13 protein-coding genes and 1 tRNA gene are annotated in these 16225 nt (G+C 51.0%); 1 reads left to right on the top strand and 13 read right to left on the bottom strand.

Translation table 11 applies throughout. The features are described from left to right. From V3U24_06870 to smpB, 10 genes are all read right to left on the bottom strand, one after another. Positions 1–860 (bottom strand): hypothetical protein (locus tag V3U24_06870; GenBank protein ID MEE9167164.1); only part of this gene is annotated, 860 nt, incomplete at its 3' end. Next, a complete protein-coding gene (locus tag V3U24_06865) occupies positions 857–2518 on the bottom strand; it encodes a hypothetical protein (GenBank protein ID MEE9167163.1) in 1662 nt (553 codons plus the stop codon). The genes V3U24_06865 and V3U24_06870, both read right to left, overlap by 4 nt. Positions 2519–2561: 43 nt before the next feature. Next, positions 2562–3545 (bottom strand): D-glycero-beta-D-manno-heptose-7-phosphate kinase, encoded by a 984-nt coding sequence (gene rfaE1 / locus V3U24_06860; protein ID MEE9167162.1) that lies wholly within the window; start codon positions 3543–3545, stop codon positions 2562–2564. Beyond that, the gene (gpmI, locus tag V3U24_06855) at positions 3542–5101 is read right to left on the bottom strand and encodes a 2,3-bisphosphoglycerate-independent phosphoglycerate mutase (protein MEE9167161.1); all 1560 of its coding nucleotides are present in this window, start codon (positions 5099–5101) and stop codon (positions 3542–3544) included. The genes rfaE1 and gpmI overlap by 4 nt, the downstream gene beginning before the upstream one ends. A gap of 3 nt (positions 5102–5104) precedes the next feature. Further along, a complete protein-coding gene (locus V3U24_06850; GenBank protein MEE9167160.1) occupies positions 5105–6070 on the bottom strand; it encodes a histone deacetylase in 966 nt (321 codons plus the stop codon). A gap of 11 nt (positions 6071–6081) precedes the next feature. Continuing rightward, positions 6082–6756 carry an ATP-binding cassette domain-containing protein gene (locus V3U24_06845; protein ID MEE9167159.1) on the bottom strand — a complete coding sequence of 225 codons (675 nt, stop codon included), beginning with the start codon at positions 6754–6756 and terminating at the stop codon, positions 6082–6084. A gap of 109 nt (positions 6757–6865) precedes the next feature. Continuing rightward, positions 6866–7810: a thioredoxin-disulfide reductase gene (gene trxB / locus V3U24_06840; GenBank protein ID MEE9167158.1), complete on the bottom strand. Its 945-nt coding sequence runs from the start codon at positions 7808–7810 to the stop codon at positions 6866–6868. A 3-nt stretch (positions 7811–7813) separates the two neighbouring features. Then, complete coding sequence (gene trxA / locus V3U24_06835; protein ID MEE9167157.1) at positions 7814–8143, bottom strand: thioredoxin; 330 nt, start codon at positions 8141–8143, stop codon at positions 7814–7816. A gap of 522 nt (positions 8144–8665) precedes the next feature. Further along, a complete protein-coding gene (gene tyrS, locus V3U24_06830; GenBank protein MEE9167156.1) occupies positions 8666–9880 on the bottom strand; it encodes a tyrosine--tRNA ligase in 1215 nt (404 codons plus the stop codon). Beyond that, on the bottom strand, positions 9880–10344 hold the full coding sequence (gene smpB / locus V3U24_06825; protein MEE9167155.1) for an SsrA-binding protein SmpB: 465 nt from the start codon (positions 10342–10344) through the stop codon (positions 9880–9882). The genes tyrS and smpB overlap by 1 nt, the downstream gene beginning before the upstream one ends. A gap of 92 nt (positions 10345–10436) precedes the next feature. Between smpB and V3U24_06820 the strand changes: the two genes are divergently transcribed. After that, a tRNA-Leu gene (locus tag V3U24_06820) sits at positions 10437–10521 on the top strand. A 275-nt stretch (positions 10522–10796) separates the two neighbouring features. On the opposite strand, the gene V3U24_06815 is transcribed toward V3U24_06820, so the two are convergent. Genes V3U24_06815 through V3U24_06805 form a run of 3 tightly spaced genes read right to left on the bottom strand, consistent with a single transcriptional unit; the run spans position 10797 to position 15932 of the window. Beyond that, positions 10797–12023, bottom strand: coding sequence for a DegT/DnrJ/EryC1/StrS family aminotransferase (locus tag V3U24_06815; protein MEE9167154.1), 1227 nt, complete (start codon positions 12021–12023; stop codon positions 10797–10799). A gap of 33 nt (positions 12024–12056) precedes the next feature. Continuing rightward, the gene (locus V3U24_06810; protein MEE9167153.1) at positions 12057–14258 is read right to left on the bottom strand and encodes a M3 family metallopeptidase; all 2202 of its coding nucleotides are present in this window, start codon (positions 14256–14258) and stop codon (positions 12057–12059) included. A 15-nt stretch (positions 14259–14273) separates the two neighbouring features. Continuing rightward, positions 14274–15932 carry an alkaline phosphatase family protein gene (locus V3U24_06805; GenBank protein ID MEE9167152.1) on the bottom strand — a complete coding sequence of 553 codons (1659 nt, stop codon included), beginning with the start codon at positions 15930–15932 and terminating at the stop codon, positions 14274–14276. Positions 15933–16225: the final 293 nt, after the last annotated feature.

Here is a 16225-nt window from a genome sequence, read left to right as displayed (position 1 = left end):
ATCTGCTCAACAGCTTCGTCCAGATTCGATACGTGAGCCTTCAAGCCAAGCCACCTGATTTCCACAACGAGTTCAGACTCGGAGCTTTCCCCTCCCTGTTCAACTTTCAGTTTGAGCTTGAACTTGTTGCCCGGAACATCCGGCTGTCTCACCTCGATCACTTCGGTCACAGTGGGACCGGGTGTATTCCTCACCATCGTCTCCTCAGTCAGAACTTCATCTTCCACGGAGATTGTTTTTTTCTGCAGAGTATATTCACCGGTCGGGATACGCGTATTGTAGTAGATATGGAATACCGAATCGGTGTCTGCTATTCTGGACGGGATTATTGGAATTCCCGCTGGATAATCGTCCGTTTTGGTCTGAGGATCCACCAGAACCAGGTCGCCAATTACCACGTCACCTGTGAATCGTGACAGGTTTAGATCGATTGTCTGTCGACCGGACTTCCGCGTGTCTTCGTCAGTCAATTCAATGATACACTTGTATTCTGCGGGAACGAGACGAAATGTCTGCATGGGCAGATCGAATGTGCGGGAGGAGATCGTCTGCCTGTATTTGTCGGTTGTGACAGCGTGTTGGCGGATACGTTCCACTATCTGGTTTTCTTCAGCGTCCTGAATGGTTACCGCCAACTCGTATTCTGCCTGAAAAGAATTCCCTTGCTTGAGAAACTGAATCGCGTCGTAAGGCACCTTGACTATGACGGCCAGCCTCACCGTATCCGGTGATTCTGTAGGATGGGCCGGGGTGAGTGCCTGAAAATGGGGAATCCCGAGCGCGTCTCTTTTCTGGCCGAAAGCCAAAGAAAGACTTATGGCCACTACGACCAATGTGACTATTCTGTGTCGTCTCCTCATCTTAGATGTTTTTTCCACTCGAAGCGGACCATTCCTTCTGGCGTGCCAAACCATGCAATATCGCCCTGGATTAGGCTCGATCGTACAATGTCACTGGGCAGTCCGTCCTTCTTCTTGAAGTGCCAGATGAAGTCATCAGTCAGGTCCAAGGCAAGCGTCCCGTCTGAAGTACCTATCCACAACATGCCTTCGTTTTCCTCGGGTCCCTGGGACAGTGTCAGGGAAAGTATCTCAAATCCCGTCAATCGAGATCTTCCCGTGATTCTTCTCCACTCTCCCACATTCCTGTCATAGCATAAAACGCCAAACTCATCTCCAAAATAAACCATACTGTCCGAAGAAGCAATAGCCGTTACGGGACGCACGATCACCGGTTGATCACTCTCCCGATTGGTGACATCTGATAAGCTTTCTCCGCCAGGGATTCCAAAGCGACGAAGTTCATCCCTCTTTTCGCCCCACTGCCATAGATCCACATCAGTTGCAATCCACAGACTCTCACCATCCCAGTGAACGACATAAACGGGTCGAAAGCCTACCATTTCCGAGACGGACCATGAGACCCGGGTTCTGGATGAGGGGGAGATGCGAACGAGTCCCGTTAGTGTTCCTCCGTAGACGTATTCCCCATCGAATGCGAGGGAAACCACACGACTGTCGGGAAGATCCCTCGACTGTGAAATGGGAAGCCAGCTATCCTTGGCAGGCATGTACACCTGGATTCCGTCGGGCGTTCCGAACCACCATTCCTCGTTCACCTGGGCGCCATAATATACTTGATCCTCGCCAAATGTGATCTCAAAACCCACCCGGAAAATGTCCCAGATCCCCCGCTGCGGATCGTACAGGGTGATACCTGAATAGAGAGTCGACGGGTCAATGCCCGCAGACCACATCCCGTTATCCATTCTTAACAGGATCTCCGCGCTTGTCTGGGCCGGTCCAAACGGAATCGGCTCCAGAAGCTTCATCTGAAAATCACCATGGAATACGGACCCTCCCCAAGTTCCCAGCCAGATATCCTGGAATCGATCCGTGTAAATGGTGGAGATATGGAATTCTTCCAGACGTGGACCTCGGAGCATGTCCAGGTCGTTGATCCATCCTCCCGTTGCAGTAAAATTATTCAATATCCCGTGACGCTTCCTACTGCCCGTCAAGAGGGCACTTCCCCATCTGACATCACTTTCAGGAAGATCAGCGTAGGGGATTACGAGAAACCCGGATAGATGGTCCAGTTTCAGGACCTGACTTGCGGTTTCACACCAGAGGAAGTCAGCGGTGGAGCCGATTCGTGCGATCCTTTCACCCGGCCTGAGGCCAAGGATTTCATTGGAAACCATTTCCCATCTCACGCCCCCCTCCACGGAATGACTCAACCCGGACGAACTTGATGCCCAGAGAACATGGGTACGGAAATCGTAGTACACTGCGTCAATCTCGTCTTCAGGCAGTCCTTGAGAACGGGTAATGGGATAATCCCAGTACTTGCCGAATATATGACGCCTCAGGATTCCTCCGTTCGTCCCGAAGTAGATGTACTCGCTCCCTTCGGCCACCGAGGTAACAAACCGGCTGTTCCTGTAGGTTACCCAGTCCCAAGGGTCGTAGCGAATATCGGCCTGTGCCTGCACCGCAACATGCAGGCACAGTATCAAAACTGTGCCCGGAAGCGCCCAATTTCGTGAACGCAAATAAGAATTACGAGGAATGATGAGTAATGATTTCGTGAAGGGTCTCTTTCGTAATGGGCACGACGCCCACCTCCTCGCAGACACGACCCGCCGCATAATTCGCCACGGTGGCCGCCTCCAAGGGTGATGCTCCTGACAGGTGTGCCAGACAGAAGACCGCCATGACGGTATCTCCCGCCCCGGAGACATCGTGAACACGACGGGTCCTTGTGGGAATGGGATGATGTCCCGATTCGTCGAAAAGAGACATGCCTCTGTCACCCTTTGTGATGAGAAGTAGATGACATCCAAGCTTCTTACGAAGATCCGATCCGGTCTGTTCCAGATTCTCTTCCGGCGAAAGTCCGGAACCCAAGGCTCTCGATGCCTCTTCCAGATTAGGTTTTACCATGACCACGTTCTTGTAATTGAAAAAATTGTGGTGCTTGGGATCGGCATACACGGGCACAGATTTCGTCTCGAAAAGCGTGATTAATCGGGCGATCGTCTCTCCGCTTAGAAGTCCTTTGTTGTAATCTTCCAATATCACCGCGTCCGCATCTCCAAGGTGCTGCTTCACTCGTTCAAGCAAAACCTTCTTAACCTCCCCGGCGATGGGAGACGCGTCCTCCCAGTCTGTCCTCACAACGTGGTGTCCCCGGGCAATGATACGCGTCTTTACAGTGGTGGGCCTGCCGGGATCCACCACAATTCCTCCCGTATTTACCTCCATGTCTTTCAGGATAGACCTCAACAGCCCTCCGTCGCTGTCGTCTCCCACCACTCCGCACAGAATTGTCCGAGCTCCGAGGGAACTGAGATTGTAGGCCACATTTGCCGCCCCTCCGGGATTGCTGCTTGATGATTTCAGTCTCACTACCGGAACCGGTGCTTCTGGGGATATGCGTTGAGCGTCTCCCCAGAGATAATTGTCGAGCATTAAATCTCCTATGACCATGACGGTCTTGCTTGAAAAACCGGCTTCTAGTTCCTGGTAACGCGTGGGTATCATGGTTTTACCAGAAGACTCTCTCCCGTCATCTCCGTGGGGATGGGAATACCGAGGAAATCTAGAATAGTGGGAGACACGTCGGCCAAACCACCGCTGGATTTCAAGGTCACGTGAGGCCCTGCAGTCACGACGATAAAAGGAACGGGATTCAGAGTATGGGCGGTATGAACTTGGCCCGTCTTCTCACTTACCATCATTTCACAATTGCCGTGATCGGAGGTGACGAACACGGCGGCACCACGCTCCTTTGCCGCTTGAACAATTTCTCCCACCACCTCGTCCACAACCTCCCCTGCCTTGATGGATGCCTGCAGATCTCCAGTATGCCCCACCATGTCCGGGTTGGCAAGATTCATGATGATGCAATGGTACTTTTCCGACCTGATGGCGTTGAGGACTTCCTCTCTTACGCCATAGGCGCTCATCTCGGGATCGAGGTCGTACGTGGCGACCTTCGGAGACGGAACGAGAATACGGTCCTCGTGAGGATACGGCTTCTCATCTCCACCATTGAAGAAATAGCTTACGTGGGCATACTTTTCTGTTTCCGCCACCCTCAGTTGATGAAATCCATGATTCTCAAGAATTTCCCCGAAAAGATTCTCAATGGCTTCCGGCTGGAAAAGCACGGGAAATGCATATCCGTCGTCGTAACTCGTGAAGGTTGTCGTGAACACCGGTTTTCTCACCCGCGGAAATGCTTCAAACTCCGCATTTCCCAAGCTCTCAACGATCTGTCTCATCCTGTCTGCGCGGAAGTTAAAACAGAGTACGGCATCATTGTCTCGTATGATGTTCGAGTGGTTCTCACGGTCAACAAGGATTCTTGGTTTGATGAATTCATCTGTGATGTTTTCCTCGTAGGATGACTCCACTGCCCTGATGGGATCTTGGAAAGGCTCGCCTTCACCGGCCGCATAAGCTCTGTACGCTATTTCGGTTCTTTCCCATCTCCGGTCGCGATCCATGGCGTAGTAACGCCCCACGATTGTCGAGAGGGAACCCGTTCCAATTTCTTTCGTCCGGACCAGAGTTTCCGTCACGAATCTGACTCCGTCCGCTGGCGACGTATCGCGGCCGTCGGTAATGGCGTGAAGGAAAACATTCTCGATCCCTTCTTTCCTGATCGTTCCCAGTAGCGCGAAAAGATGGTCCATATGGCTGTGCACACCCGCATCTGACAGAAGACCCAAAAGATGAAGGGAACCATTTTTTTCTCTCACATAGGAAAACACGTTTCGAAGTTCGGGAATTCTGCGGAATGTGTCATTCTTGATTGCCTCATCGATTCGCACGAGGTCTTGTTTGATAATTCTCCCTGAACCGATGGTGAGATGACCCACCTCCGAATTGCCCATGATCCCCTCGGGTAGTCCCACCGAGCGTCCAGAAGCTCCAAGATGACTCCAGGGATAGGTGGAAAAGAGGTTATCCAGGACGGGAGTCCGGGAGAGTTTGAAAGCATTTCCCTCAACAGAGTCCCTTAACCCCAGACCATCAATAATGATCAGAACAAATTTCAGTTCAGATTCATTCAAAGTTGAAGAAATCATCATTGGCTAATCCGGTCCCCCCGCAAGAACATTCAGGTGCACTTCAGTACATTCTTGAAGAGCATCAAGGCTGTACCCACCCTCGAGGATGGAAACAAGTCTGCCTCCACACCATTCAGAAGCGATTTCATGAATAATCTGAGTCATTTCCATGAAGACCTCAGTTGATACTCTCATATTCGCCAGGGGATCTTTCTCATGAGCGTCAAATCCTGAGGAAAGGATGATCAATTCCGGGGAAAACTTTGCGGCAATATCGGGAATTTTATTCCTGAAGATGTCGAGGTACTCGTGATCCCCTCCACCAGCCGAAAGAGGAAAATTCCTGGTCATTCCCAATCCTCTGCCCCTTCCCGTTTCAATCTCATTTCCCGTGCCAGGATAGAATGGGTATTGATGGAGACTGACGTAAAAAACAGTGGGATCTGACTCAAAAATGTGCTGTGTACCATTCCCGTGATGCACATCCCAGTCAACGATCATAACCCGCTCAAGTCGATATTCTTTTTGAGCGAACCTGGCTCCGATGGCCGCATTGTTGAACAGGCAAAACCCCATGGCCTGATCAACTCCCGCATGATGTCCAGGTGGACGCACAGCGCAAAAAGCGTTTTCTATGGAGTCTTCGAAAATGAGCCTGATTCCTTCCACAACGCCGCCTGCGGCAAGGAGCGCCACGGAATGGGAGTTTTCACACACAACGGTATCACCCCCATCCAGCACTTTCACCCCCCGGGAGCAGGCTCTGGACACGGAATCGACGTACTCCCTGCTGTGGACCAGTCCCATGAGATCCACTCCCGCCGCATTGGGGGTAACGGGACGCAGGAGATGCCAAACCCTGGAGGTACGCAGATGATCGAGAATCGCCTCCAGCCTCCGTGGGGACTCCGGGTGACCCGGTCCTGTTTCGTGCGTCAGAAACGACGGGCTATAGACAAAACCGGTTGATTTTCCTTCCTCTTGATCCATCAAGCGGAGGCTTAAGACTGTTTCTTCAAGGAGCGTACCTTCGAAATATGGCCGTTATCCAGTGCCACTACGACGGAGGCAACACTTCGAACGTCGCCCATGTCCGCCGTTGCCAGAATGATAGTGGCTCCCCGAGACCGGGCGCTGTACGCCAGGCCCCGGTTGAATTCACGTTTCATCTTTGAATCGAAATTGGAGCCGTAGTCGTCAATAATCAGTACCTTGGGATCTGATTCAATGGCTACAATGAGGTTCAATCTGAGACTTTGCCCTTTCGAAAGACCCTGCATGGGCATCTTCCATTCGTCATTCAGCGGAACGCGAGAGTAGTACTGACGTCTAACATAGTCGACGCGGTCAGGTATTTTTTTCTGGACATATTCACGTACCGCTTCTGCCGAATTAATGCGTATCTGCTCGAAGAAGAGAATCTCAGGTGGAATCTTGAGCTTGCCCAACCATGACTTCGCATATTTCTCATTTTCGTACAATATCTTGCCCTCCGTGGGCTTCAGACGCCCCACCAGACACTCCAGGAGCGTCGTTTTGCCGGAACCGACCGGTCCCACAATACCGTAGATGGTTCCCCTGTGAAACTGGAATCTGCTGATCTTCAAGGTGGTGCCCCCTTCGCGGATGACACGCACGTTTTCCAACTCAAAAATGGGTGACTGTATTCTGTTCATCTTGTCTCTCCTTGTAGAAATGCTGAATGACCTTCTTTCGCGAGTTCCCGGTGCCCAGGAAAGCGCTTCCAGGCGAAGTCATCATCAATTCCGGAAGGAGAAGGGGAGGCTAGTGGGATGAATCTTCGGAAGATACCTCGGCGAGGAATCTCTCGGCATCCATGGCTGCCATGCAGCCGTTTCCCGCAGCTGTGACAGCCTGGCGATAGACGCGATCTTGCACGTCTCCACACGCAAAAACACCTTCTATGGATGTTTGAGTAGAACCATCCCGGGTAGTGATGTATCCCAATTCGTCCACGTCAAGCTGTCCCTTAAACAGAGATGTATTTGGAATGTGACCGATGGCCAGGAAGACACCCTCGCAAGCGAGTTTACGCTTCTGTGTTGTCACCGTATCGCGGAGCGTGACACCTTTCACTCCATCTTCAGGGCTTCCCGAGATATTCTCCACTACCGCATTCCAAATAATGTCTATTTTGGGATTCTTGAATGATAGATCCTGCATGATTTTCGAGGCTCTCAATTCGTCTCTGCGATGAACGACGCTCACTCGACTGGCGAACTTTGTCAGGAAATTGGCCTCTTCCATAGCAGAATCTCCCCCGCCTACCACAATGACGTGTTTCCCCTGAAAGAAAAATCCGTCACATGTGGCACAGGCGGAGACACCGTGCCCCATCAATCGAGATTCGGATTCCAGATCCAGCATTCTCGCCGATGCGCCTGTCGAGATGATGAGGACCTCCGATTCATTTGATTCATCACCGACCCAGACCTTGAAGGGTCTTTTGGATAGATCAACTTTGGTCACGTGTTTGAATTCGCATGTTGCACCAAATTTCGTAGCCTGTTTCCGAAATAATTCCATCAGCTCAGGTCCCATAATCCCTTCAGGAAATCCGGGATAATTTTCCACATCAGTCGTGATGGTTAATTGACCGCCCGGCTGATTCCCTTCGAAGACCAGGGGATTCAAATTCGCCCTGGCCGCGTAAACAGCCGCCGTTAGCCCTGCGGGACCCGAACCTATGATGATGACCTTATGTGCCATTAGTTAGTCTAGAGCCTTGTCCAAAACCTGTTTGATATTACGTTTGGGTACCGCCCCGACGATTTGATCTGAGACGGCACCATCCTTGAAAACTATGAAACTGGGGATACTCCTTATCCCGTACTTCATCGCGGTATCGGGATTATGGTCAACGTTCACCTTTCCCACTTTCACCTTCCCCTCATACTCTCCGGCAATCTCCTCCACTATAGGATTAACCACCCGGCATGGAGCACACCACTCGGCCCAGAAATCAACCAGAACCGGAAGCAAGGAATCAAGGACTTCTGCCTGAAAATTACTGTCACTGAATTCGGATATGTTATCACTCATGTTTCCCCCATTTGCAGTCAGTATTCAAAATGAGACATGCAACGAATTTAACCTCCCCCGGATTTCCATCAAAACAGAGAAAATCCATAAATCGCAAAACCAGAGCCTGAATGACAGTTCCACCGGCCGCGCAGCGTCCATGAAACAACCTCAGGTTCACTGTAGATTAGGAGTGGAGTATCTAGCGTATGACGTTGAAAAAAGGAAGCCAAGTTAAAGAGGATTCATCAGCCACCCTGCCGGCCTGCTCCCGAAGGATGAGGGCTGGCAGGCCCGCTCCCGACTGCAGGGAGGGCAAGCGGGCGGGGAAGTTCACGAAGACATTCTAATGGTTTTAAAAGACTTACAAAGGACGTTAGTTAAACCGCATTCGATGTTCTCTTCACTAGGAATGATGCACAAACTTTTTGATTTTAATTACTTTGTCCAAAGGATCCTGTGGATGATCCTTATCCCGAAGTTTCGGGATTAGCGGCGAATCTCATCTCAAGATCCTTTGGAAGATCCTGTGGATTGTTCAGGCTAGATTGATACTCTAAGGAAGCGTCTTTTTCCCACCTTGATGATCCGTTCCTTCTCCAACTCCACTTCCGTGGTGATGTGAGTGACTTTCTTACCATCCACATCCACCGCCCCCTGTTGAATGAGGCGGCGAGCTTCTCCCCTCGAACTGGCGAGTCCCGACTGGAACAGAAGTTGAACAATATTAATGGGACTGGCTTCCGCTTCGAAACTGTCCACATCTTCCGGGATGCTCTTCTGAACAAAAATCAGCTGGAATTCAGCCTCGGCTTCCCTGGCCTTTTCTTCAGAATGATAGAGGGTGACGATTTCTCGAGCCAGACGCCGCTTCAGGTCTCTAGGGTTGAGAGACGGATCCTTGAGCTTCTTCTCAATGGAACGGAGTTCCCTCCCGGAAACATCGGTCGCCAGCTCAAAATAGCGGAGAATGAGTTCATCCGGGATGGACATGGTCTTCCCATACATTTCCTGGGTGCTTTCCCCCACACCGATGTAGTTACCGTACGACTTGGACATCTTTTGCACACCGTCCGTTCCTTCCAGAAGGGGAGTCGTAACAACGACCTGAGGAACCTGGTCAAAGTCCCTCTGAAGATCTCGGGCCATAAGAAGATTGAATTTCTGATCCGTGCCCCCCAGTTCAACATCCGCTCTGAGTTTTATGGAGTCCATCGCCTGAGCAAGGGGATAGAGAAATTCGTGGATTGAAATGGGTGTGCCGCTTTCATACCTTTTCTCAAAATCATCCCTTTCCAACATACGTGCCACCGTGTAGTGACTGGCCAGCTGGATGACCTCTCCGAAATTCATTTCACCGAGCCAGCTGGAATTGTTCACGATTTTCAGCCTGTCCCCATCGAGAATCAGAGAGGCCTGCTCCACGTAGGTTTTCCCGTGTTCCCTTGTTTCTTGCGCGGAAATCTGGGGTCGAGTCTTATTCCTGCCCGAAGGATCTCCGATCATCGCAGTAAAATCCCCTATCACCAGAACGGCCTGGTGTCCAAGATCCTGAAAATGCCTCAGCTTCCGCAGAACGACCGCGTGACCCAGGTGAAGATCGGGTTGGCTCGGATCACATCCAAGTTTCACGACGAGTGGAACTCCGGTATTCAGACTCTCCCTGAGTCTCTTCTCCAGTTCCTCCTCAGATATGATCTCGTGGGTACCTCGACGAATAAGATCCATCTGCTCGCGTACAGACCGAAAGGTTGTCATTATGCCCGCTTCTTTCCCTTGAGTTCACGCTCCATCGCCCGATCCCTGTCGCGCTCGGCGATGGCGGTTTTCTTGTCATAACTCCTCTTCCCTTTGGCCAGCGCTATCTCCACTTTGGCCCAACCACCCTGGAAATAGACCCTCAATGGCACAATGGTATATCCCTTTGCAGAGACCTGTCTGGCGAGCTTTCTTATCTCCCGGCGGTGAAGGAGCAGTTTCCTCTCACGATACGGGTCATGACCCTCATGCCCGGTGTGCGAGTAGGGACCCACATGCATCCCCGTGAGAAACAGTTCACTGTCGCGAAAAGCCGCGTATGCATCTTTGAGATTCCCACGCCCTTCTCTCAATCCTTTCACTTCGCTACCAGTAAGCTGGAGTCCCGCTTCAAACTTCTCAAAAATGTGGTAGTCGTGAAACGCTTTCCGATTGGTCGATATGATCTTTTTTTCCTCAGCCATTCAGGATCCAATAGATACACTGTGTCACGATTCAAGGCAATGGGTTTTCTGCTTGAAAATCGGGCATACCGAATATAACTTCGCACCGCCTTGCCCGGATGGCGGAACTGGTAGACGCGCTAGATTCAGGATCTAGTCTCCGTTTTGGAGGTGCAGGTTCGATCCCTGTTCCGGGCACTTTCTAGTCACCAGTTGGACGTTCGACGTTAGACGTTCGACGTTAGACGTTAGACGAATCAGATATCACACCTCACTCTCCAGTTCTCCTCCTCCACAGGAGACCCTACGGGTCAAAGGAGTTCCTACGGAACAATTCCCCCTATCTCCGTTTCTCCAATTCTCCATATCTCCATTGCCCCATTTCTCCTCCTCCACAGGAGACCCTACGGGTCAAAGGAGTTCCTACGGAACAATTCTCCATTCATCCATTATCAATTGTCAATAATCAATTGTCAATTGTCAAGTGACTGGTAGTAGGTGGCAACTTTCTTGATGGCCTTCACGATATCCAAGGTGTCTTCCTCATCTCCGAGGAGACAGTTCTGTCTCAGCCAGACAGCTTCGCGCCTGCTGATTCTTTCGGTAACCGGAAGGGAAAGAGAGTTGAAATTCCTACCTTCCAACCAGGGATACTCTGTTTCGTCAACCACAAAAAGCCCCTCACTATAGACGGGACCGTATCCCGGATAGACGGGAATTCCTTCTGCATTCAGAGCCTTGATAAACTCCTCTCGCGTGGCGTCATTGAACTTCCGGCCGTCATACATGAATATGTAAATGTGGCGGGAAACACGCGTGGCCTCCGGATATCTCTTCTGCGGTGTAAGCCCCGGAATAGCGTCGATCTCAGTTTCCAAGATTTCCGCGTTGGCATCCCGGATTTTCATTTTCCCCTCCATCGAGTCAAACTGAGCAAGCAGCAGGGACGCGGGAATTGCCGAAAGGCGAAAGTTGCCCCCAAGGTGACGTTGCCTGTTTCCTCCATTCCCTCTTGGCCGGCTGACATTATGATAGGAGAAACAGGCGTTGACGAAATCCTCATCATCCGAAACAATGACGCCCCCTTCGCCCGCAGTCATATTCTTGGAGGTCTGAAAACTGAAAATCCCACCAATTCCAAAAGAACCTATCCGTCTCCCTTTCCACTCAGAGCCGTGGGCCTGGGCGGCATCCTCAATCATGACAATCCCGGCCTCACGAGCGATTTCTCCGATCTGCTCAACGTGAGCGGGATTTCCGCCAACGTGCACGGGGAGAATAACGCGCGTCCTCTCCGTAATGGCTTGTGCCGCTGAATGGGGATCCATGTTGAGAGTCTCTCCATCGATATCGACAAAGACAGGAACCGCATTGGCCATCAGAACAGCCGAGGCCGTGGCTACGAACGTGTAAGCAGGTATAATGATTTCGTCTCCGAGTTTCACTCCCGCCGCCTTCAGGGCCACCCATAAAGCGGCTGTCCCTGAATTTGTGGAAATGGCAAATCGGCTATGATGAAAACGTGCAAATTCTCTCTCGAACTGCTGAACCACCTCGCTGCCTACTCCCCATTTTTCACTATCGAGAGTCCGAAGGAGATTCTTCCGCATGGCATCTGTCGGCTGGGGCCAGGGGGGAAATGGCTCCACTCTCACGGGATTTCCGCCGTGAAGCGCGAGATCAGTTACCTTTTTTCTCATCTCACCTTCTCCGCATCGCCTACCTATCGCGCATCATTCCGCAACCGCTTCATCGGACACCGGGAGACCTAAACTCCTTAGAAATGCCCTGTTGTTGGGCTCTCTGCCCAGGAATTCCTGTACCATTTCAAGAGGATCCACTGATCCACCCCTTTCGAGGACGACTTGCCGGAACTTCATCCCGGTCTCGGGGTCCAGCACACCGTTATCTTCGAAAACGGAAAACATGTCCTGGGCGTAAACGAGTGACCACATATATCCATAGTAGCTCGCCGCGTAACCGTGCAGATGACCGAATGAGGCCTGGAAATGCGTGTCCTCCTGGTATGGAAACAATGTGATTTCATTCTGAAGGTCTTTCATGACATCTGTGGTTGTCTCCTCGCCCTGAGGATCGTATCCGTCATGAAGGGAAAAATCGAGCATGCCGTAGAAAATCTGCTGGAGTGCCTTCGTTCCGGAGTTCAAATTCTTTGCGCTAAGCATTCGGTCAATCAGCTCCTCGGGAATCGGTTCACCCGTCTCATAGTGCTTCGCGAATAAGGATAGCGATTCCTTGTTCCAAACCCAGTTCTCAAGCATCTGGGAAGGAGCCTCGACAAAATCGCGTTCAACTGCGGTGCCTGCCTGACCGATGAGAGCCGAACCTGTCAATATGCCATGAAGCAGATGTCCGAATTCGTGAAAAAAGGTCTCCACATCGCCGTGGGGTAAAAGCGACGGTTGTTGATCGGCAGGTCTGGGGAAATTGCATACAAGAGCGTATGCCGGTTTTTGATAGCCGTCGAGAAGCATCTTCCCGATGACCACACTGAACGCAGCTGCGTGCTGGTATTTGTCCGCTCGAGGAAAAAGGTCAAGGTAGAAACGGCCGATTAGCTCACCCCGCGGCGTCCCCTCCACGTCCGGTGCGGGGGTGTCCGAAAGGGATCCTTGAGATGACAGTTCCATCGACTCACCCGCGAAAACTTCGAACATTCTCACATCCTCATGCCAGACGGAAGGATTCGGAACTTCCCGGTAGTCAAGACCAAAGAGGCGTTGGGTGATGGCAAACAATCCATCAATGACATTGCCGATTTCAAAATACTGTTTTACCTGCTCTTCATCCACGGCATATTCTGTGAGAAGAAGTTGATTCTCATAGTACCGTTTCTCCCAGGGATGTATCATGGTGGCCGAATCCCCGGTAATCTCACTTTTCATGTTCAGCATCTGCTGGTAGTCCATTTCTGCTTTTTCCAGCATGTGCTGGTGGAGATCCTTCTCAAACTGCCACACGGCAACAGGATCTTTGGCCATCCGGTCTTCCGTACGATATTCAGCGAAAGTGTCATAGTCCAGAACGGCCGCCATTCGGGAGCGCAATCGGAGCATCTCGTCCAGGAGAGACAGATTTTCGTTCCTCGCCCTGTTCAGGAACTTGTAGCTGAGCTTCTCTCTTGCGCTGTCGGATTTGGCGTATTTCATGAACGGAAAATAGGATGGATAAGACATATTTATGGCATAAGTACTGTCTTCCCGAAACCTTTCCATTAAATACGACTCTGGCAACCCTTCCGACACGTCCCCAGCAATCACAAGGGTGTCATGGTATTCACTGAAATTCCTACTGAATTCAAGAACGACCACGGAAAGTTCATTCTGTATTCTCCGCACCTCTTCCCGTCTCTCCTTGCCCAGACCGAAGCCGCTCCGTTGGAAGTCCCTGATTGTTTCCAGGAGATATTTCTTTCTGTGACCGTCGAGTGACTTCGCTTCCTCTGTTTCAGAATATGCCATGACAGCACCGTAAAGGTCCTCATTGACGGCAAGATTATTCAGGAGCTTCTCAAATCGAATGCTGCTGGAATCCCCTTCATTCCTGATTACTTCAACAGGGTGGGTGGAACCCAGAAGGGAGGCGGGACTCCACACCATCTCCACCGCATGGTGGATATCATCAATTCTCAACATGGTGTTCTCAAATGTTCTGGCATCATCAGGAATCGATATGATCCCTTCCAATATCGATTCTGCCTCAGAAAAAGCCACCTCGGTCGCCTCCGTTATATCTCCTTCTTGAAGTTCTCCGAACCGGATCACTTCGTTGAAGCCGTGGAGCAGCGGATTGGGACGCGTCGGAACCGGAGGCGCGACTTCCTTCTGTTTTCTTGCAGAGGGGACGCATGAAGATAGCATGAGTGAGCATCCGAGGATTATGAAGAACAGAAGTGATTTAGATTTTTCCATCATTGTAACACCCCATATTTACCTGGAATCAACGGTTTTATTAAATGCGGAAAGGTCCAGAGGATGACCATCGATGTCGCCGGGATATTCAATCCCAAGGAGGTGGGAGATGGTGGGTGCAACATCGACGGTTCTCAGCCGCTCGTGAAACGTTCCTGACTCTATCGCCGATCCGGAGAGGATCAACGGGACATGTGTATCGTAACCGTGAGGTGTCCCATGTCCCGTACCGGGAGGATCCTTCCAGATATAATTCTCACCAAAGGTCAGGAACAGGTCACCGCTCAGGTCAGGATGATATTGGTTGCGCCACAACTGCCCTATATGGTCCAGATTTCCCCCTCCCTCAATCTCCGCTCTTGAATGAACATCATTTATCCATGACTCTTTCACAAGCAGAGGAATCACAACGGAGTCAACTTCAGGAATTGCGATTCCCTTGTTTACCATAGTGTTCCGGTTGTAATAGATGCATCCACTTGAAGAGTTCTCGATGTATTCACCTGCTCCCCAACGCTCCTCAAGCGTTTTCTCCACCTTGTGAATCACCACCTCCATGGAAGTTCTGATTCGGCCCGCATCGAGACCGAGTTGCTCGGCAAATTCCGGCAACATGGCGACACCGTGATCAGAAGAAAGAACGAGAAGGGTATTCTCCAGTCCAACGTTCTCATCCAAGAAACTGAAGAATTCGGCCAGAAACTTGTCCAGGCGAAGAAACATATCCATAGTCTCCTGACTGAAAGGTCCATACCGGTGTCCCACACCATCGGCAGCGGATAGAGCAACACCGAGAAGATCAGGATACTCGTCCTTTCCAAGATCTGCTTTCAGGATAACGGTCTCTGCCAGCTCCAGAGTCAAAGCATCCAACCAGGGAGTTCCCCACAGCGCCCAGTAATGAACAGGTTCCTCACCCGTCTCCACTGGATAATGGTGTGGAAATGTTGAACCATCACCCTCGCCTTCGCCTGATCCTTCCGGAGGATATTCATCCTCTCGAGATCTTTCCACATAAACAGATTCATCGGCCAGAAGTCTCATCCAGGTTTTCCCCACATAGTTGTCAATGGTTTTCTCTCGATTCAATTCCCGGAACCACTCGGGGTATTCTTCCATATAGTAATCGGAGGAGACGAACTCCCCGGCATTTGAATCGAACCAGAATACTCCATCAGGATTCTTTCCTCCCAGGAGAATTGCCGAGCGGTCCTTAGATGATACGGCAAACACCTTTGACCGAGGATATGATGACTTGATCCAGTCACCCAGGGCGGACGCGTTAACATTCTCGTAAGAAACTGCCGGTCCGGATCCACTCAAGGGTCTCGCGTTCTCATCCGCCACACAGTACACCATCTCCTTCACTTTCCTTACGTACCAGCTATTTGAGATAATCCCGGCGGTGCCAGGAAAAACTCCTGAAGCGAGAACAAGGTGACCGGCGGCAGTTGCGGTATAGGCATGCTCGTGATAAGTTTCCGTAAGACGAAGCCCGTTGTCCAGGAGGTATCTGAAACCCCCTTCGTAAAGGTCAGTGAATCTGTCCAGATAGTCATTTCGCATTTGATCCACAACGAGAAAAACCACTAGCTTTGGTCCCCTGGATTCTCCCACACAGGCGACCGCAAGAATATGACAAAGAAAGATGAGGATGGCGACGAATTTGGAAACCATTGTCATGTCCTGAAGTATGGCGAAGGACTGACAAATTTACGAGTCAAAAGGGGAAGATTAAACGACAAATGACCTATCTGTTCCTTGCGTTCACCAGGAAAACACAACTTCCCTCCCTCCAGAAAAACAACCAGATAGTATGCGCGGTCAGGGCGGAGTCTAAACATGGTCCTGGTGAACCCTCTGTTGTGAGCGGTCCAGGGAGACCGTTTGGGAATAGCATCTTTCAGGGAGACATCCTAAAATACCTTCAGGTATCTTGATCGCAGAGGATGCGTGAGAGAAAGAGGAGA

The organism is Candidatus Neomarinimicrobiota bacterium, assembly GCA_036476315.1.
Classification (GTDB): Bacteria; Fidelibacterota; Marinisomatia; order Marinisomatales; family S15-B10; genus JAZGBI01.
This window is presented reverse-complemented; position numbering and strand designations above follow the sequence as displayed.

Coding starts and splice junctions, on each gene's coding strand:
- rfaE1 (MEE9167162.1), bottom strand. CDS start 3,545: ATGATACCCACGCGTTACCAGGAACTAGAAGCCGGTTTTTCAAGCAAG.
- gpmI (MEE9167161.1), bottom strand. CDS start 5,101: ATGATGATTTCTTCAACTTTGAATGAATCTGAACTGAAATTTGTTCTG.
- V3U24_06850 (MEE9167160.1), bottom strand. CDS start 6,070: ATGGATCAAGAGGAAGGAAAATCAACCGGTTTTGTCTATAGCCCGTCG.
- V3U24_06845 (MEE9167159.1), bottom strand. CDS start 6,756: ATGAACAGAATACAGTCACCCATTTTTGAGTTGGAAAACGTGCGTGTC.
- trxB (MEE9167158.1), bottom strand. CDS start 7,810: ATGGCACATAAGGTCATCATCATAGGTTCGGGTCCCGCAGGGCTAACG.
- trxA (MEE9167157.1), bottom strand. CDS start 8,143: ATGAGTGATAACATATCCGAATTCAGTGACAGTAATTTTCAGGCAGAA.
- tyrS (MEE9167156.1), bottom strand. CDS start 9,880: ATGACAACCTTTCGGTCTGTACGCGAGCAGATGGATCTTATTCGTCGA.
- smpB (MEE9167155.1), bottom strand. CDS start 10,344: ATGGCTGAGGAAAAAAAGATCATATCGACCAATCGGAAAGCGTTTCAC.
- V3U24_06815 (MEE9167154.1), bottom strand. CDS start 12,023: ATGAGAAAAAAGGTAACTGATCTCGCGCTTCACGGCGGAAATCCCGTG.
- V3U24_06810 (MEE9167153.1), bottom strand. CDS start 14,258: ATGATGGAAAAATCTAAATCACTTCTGTTCTTCATAATCCTCGGATGC.
- V3U24_06805 (MEE9167152.1), bottom strand. CDS start 15,932: ATGGTTTCCAAATTCGTCGCCATCCTCATCTTTCTTTGTCATATTCTT.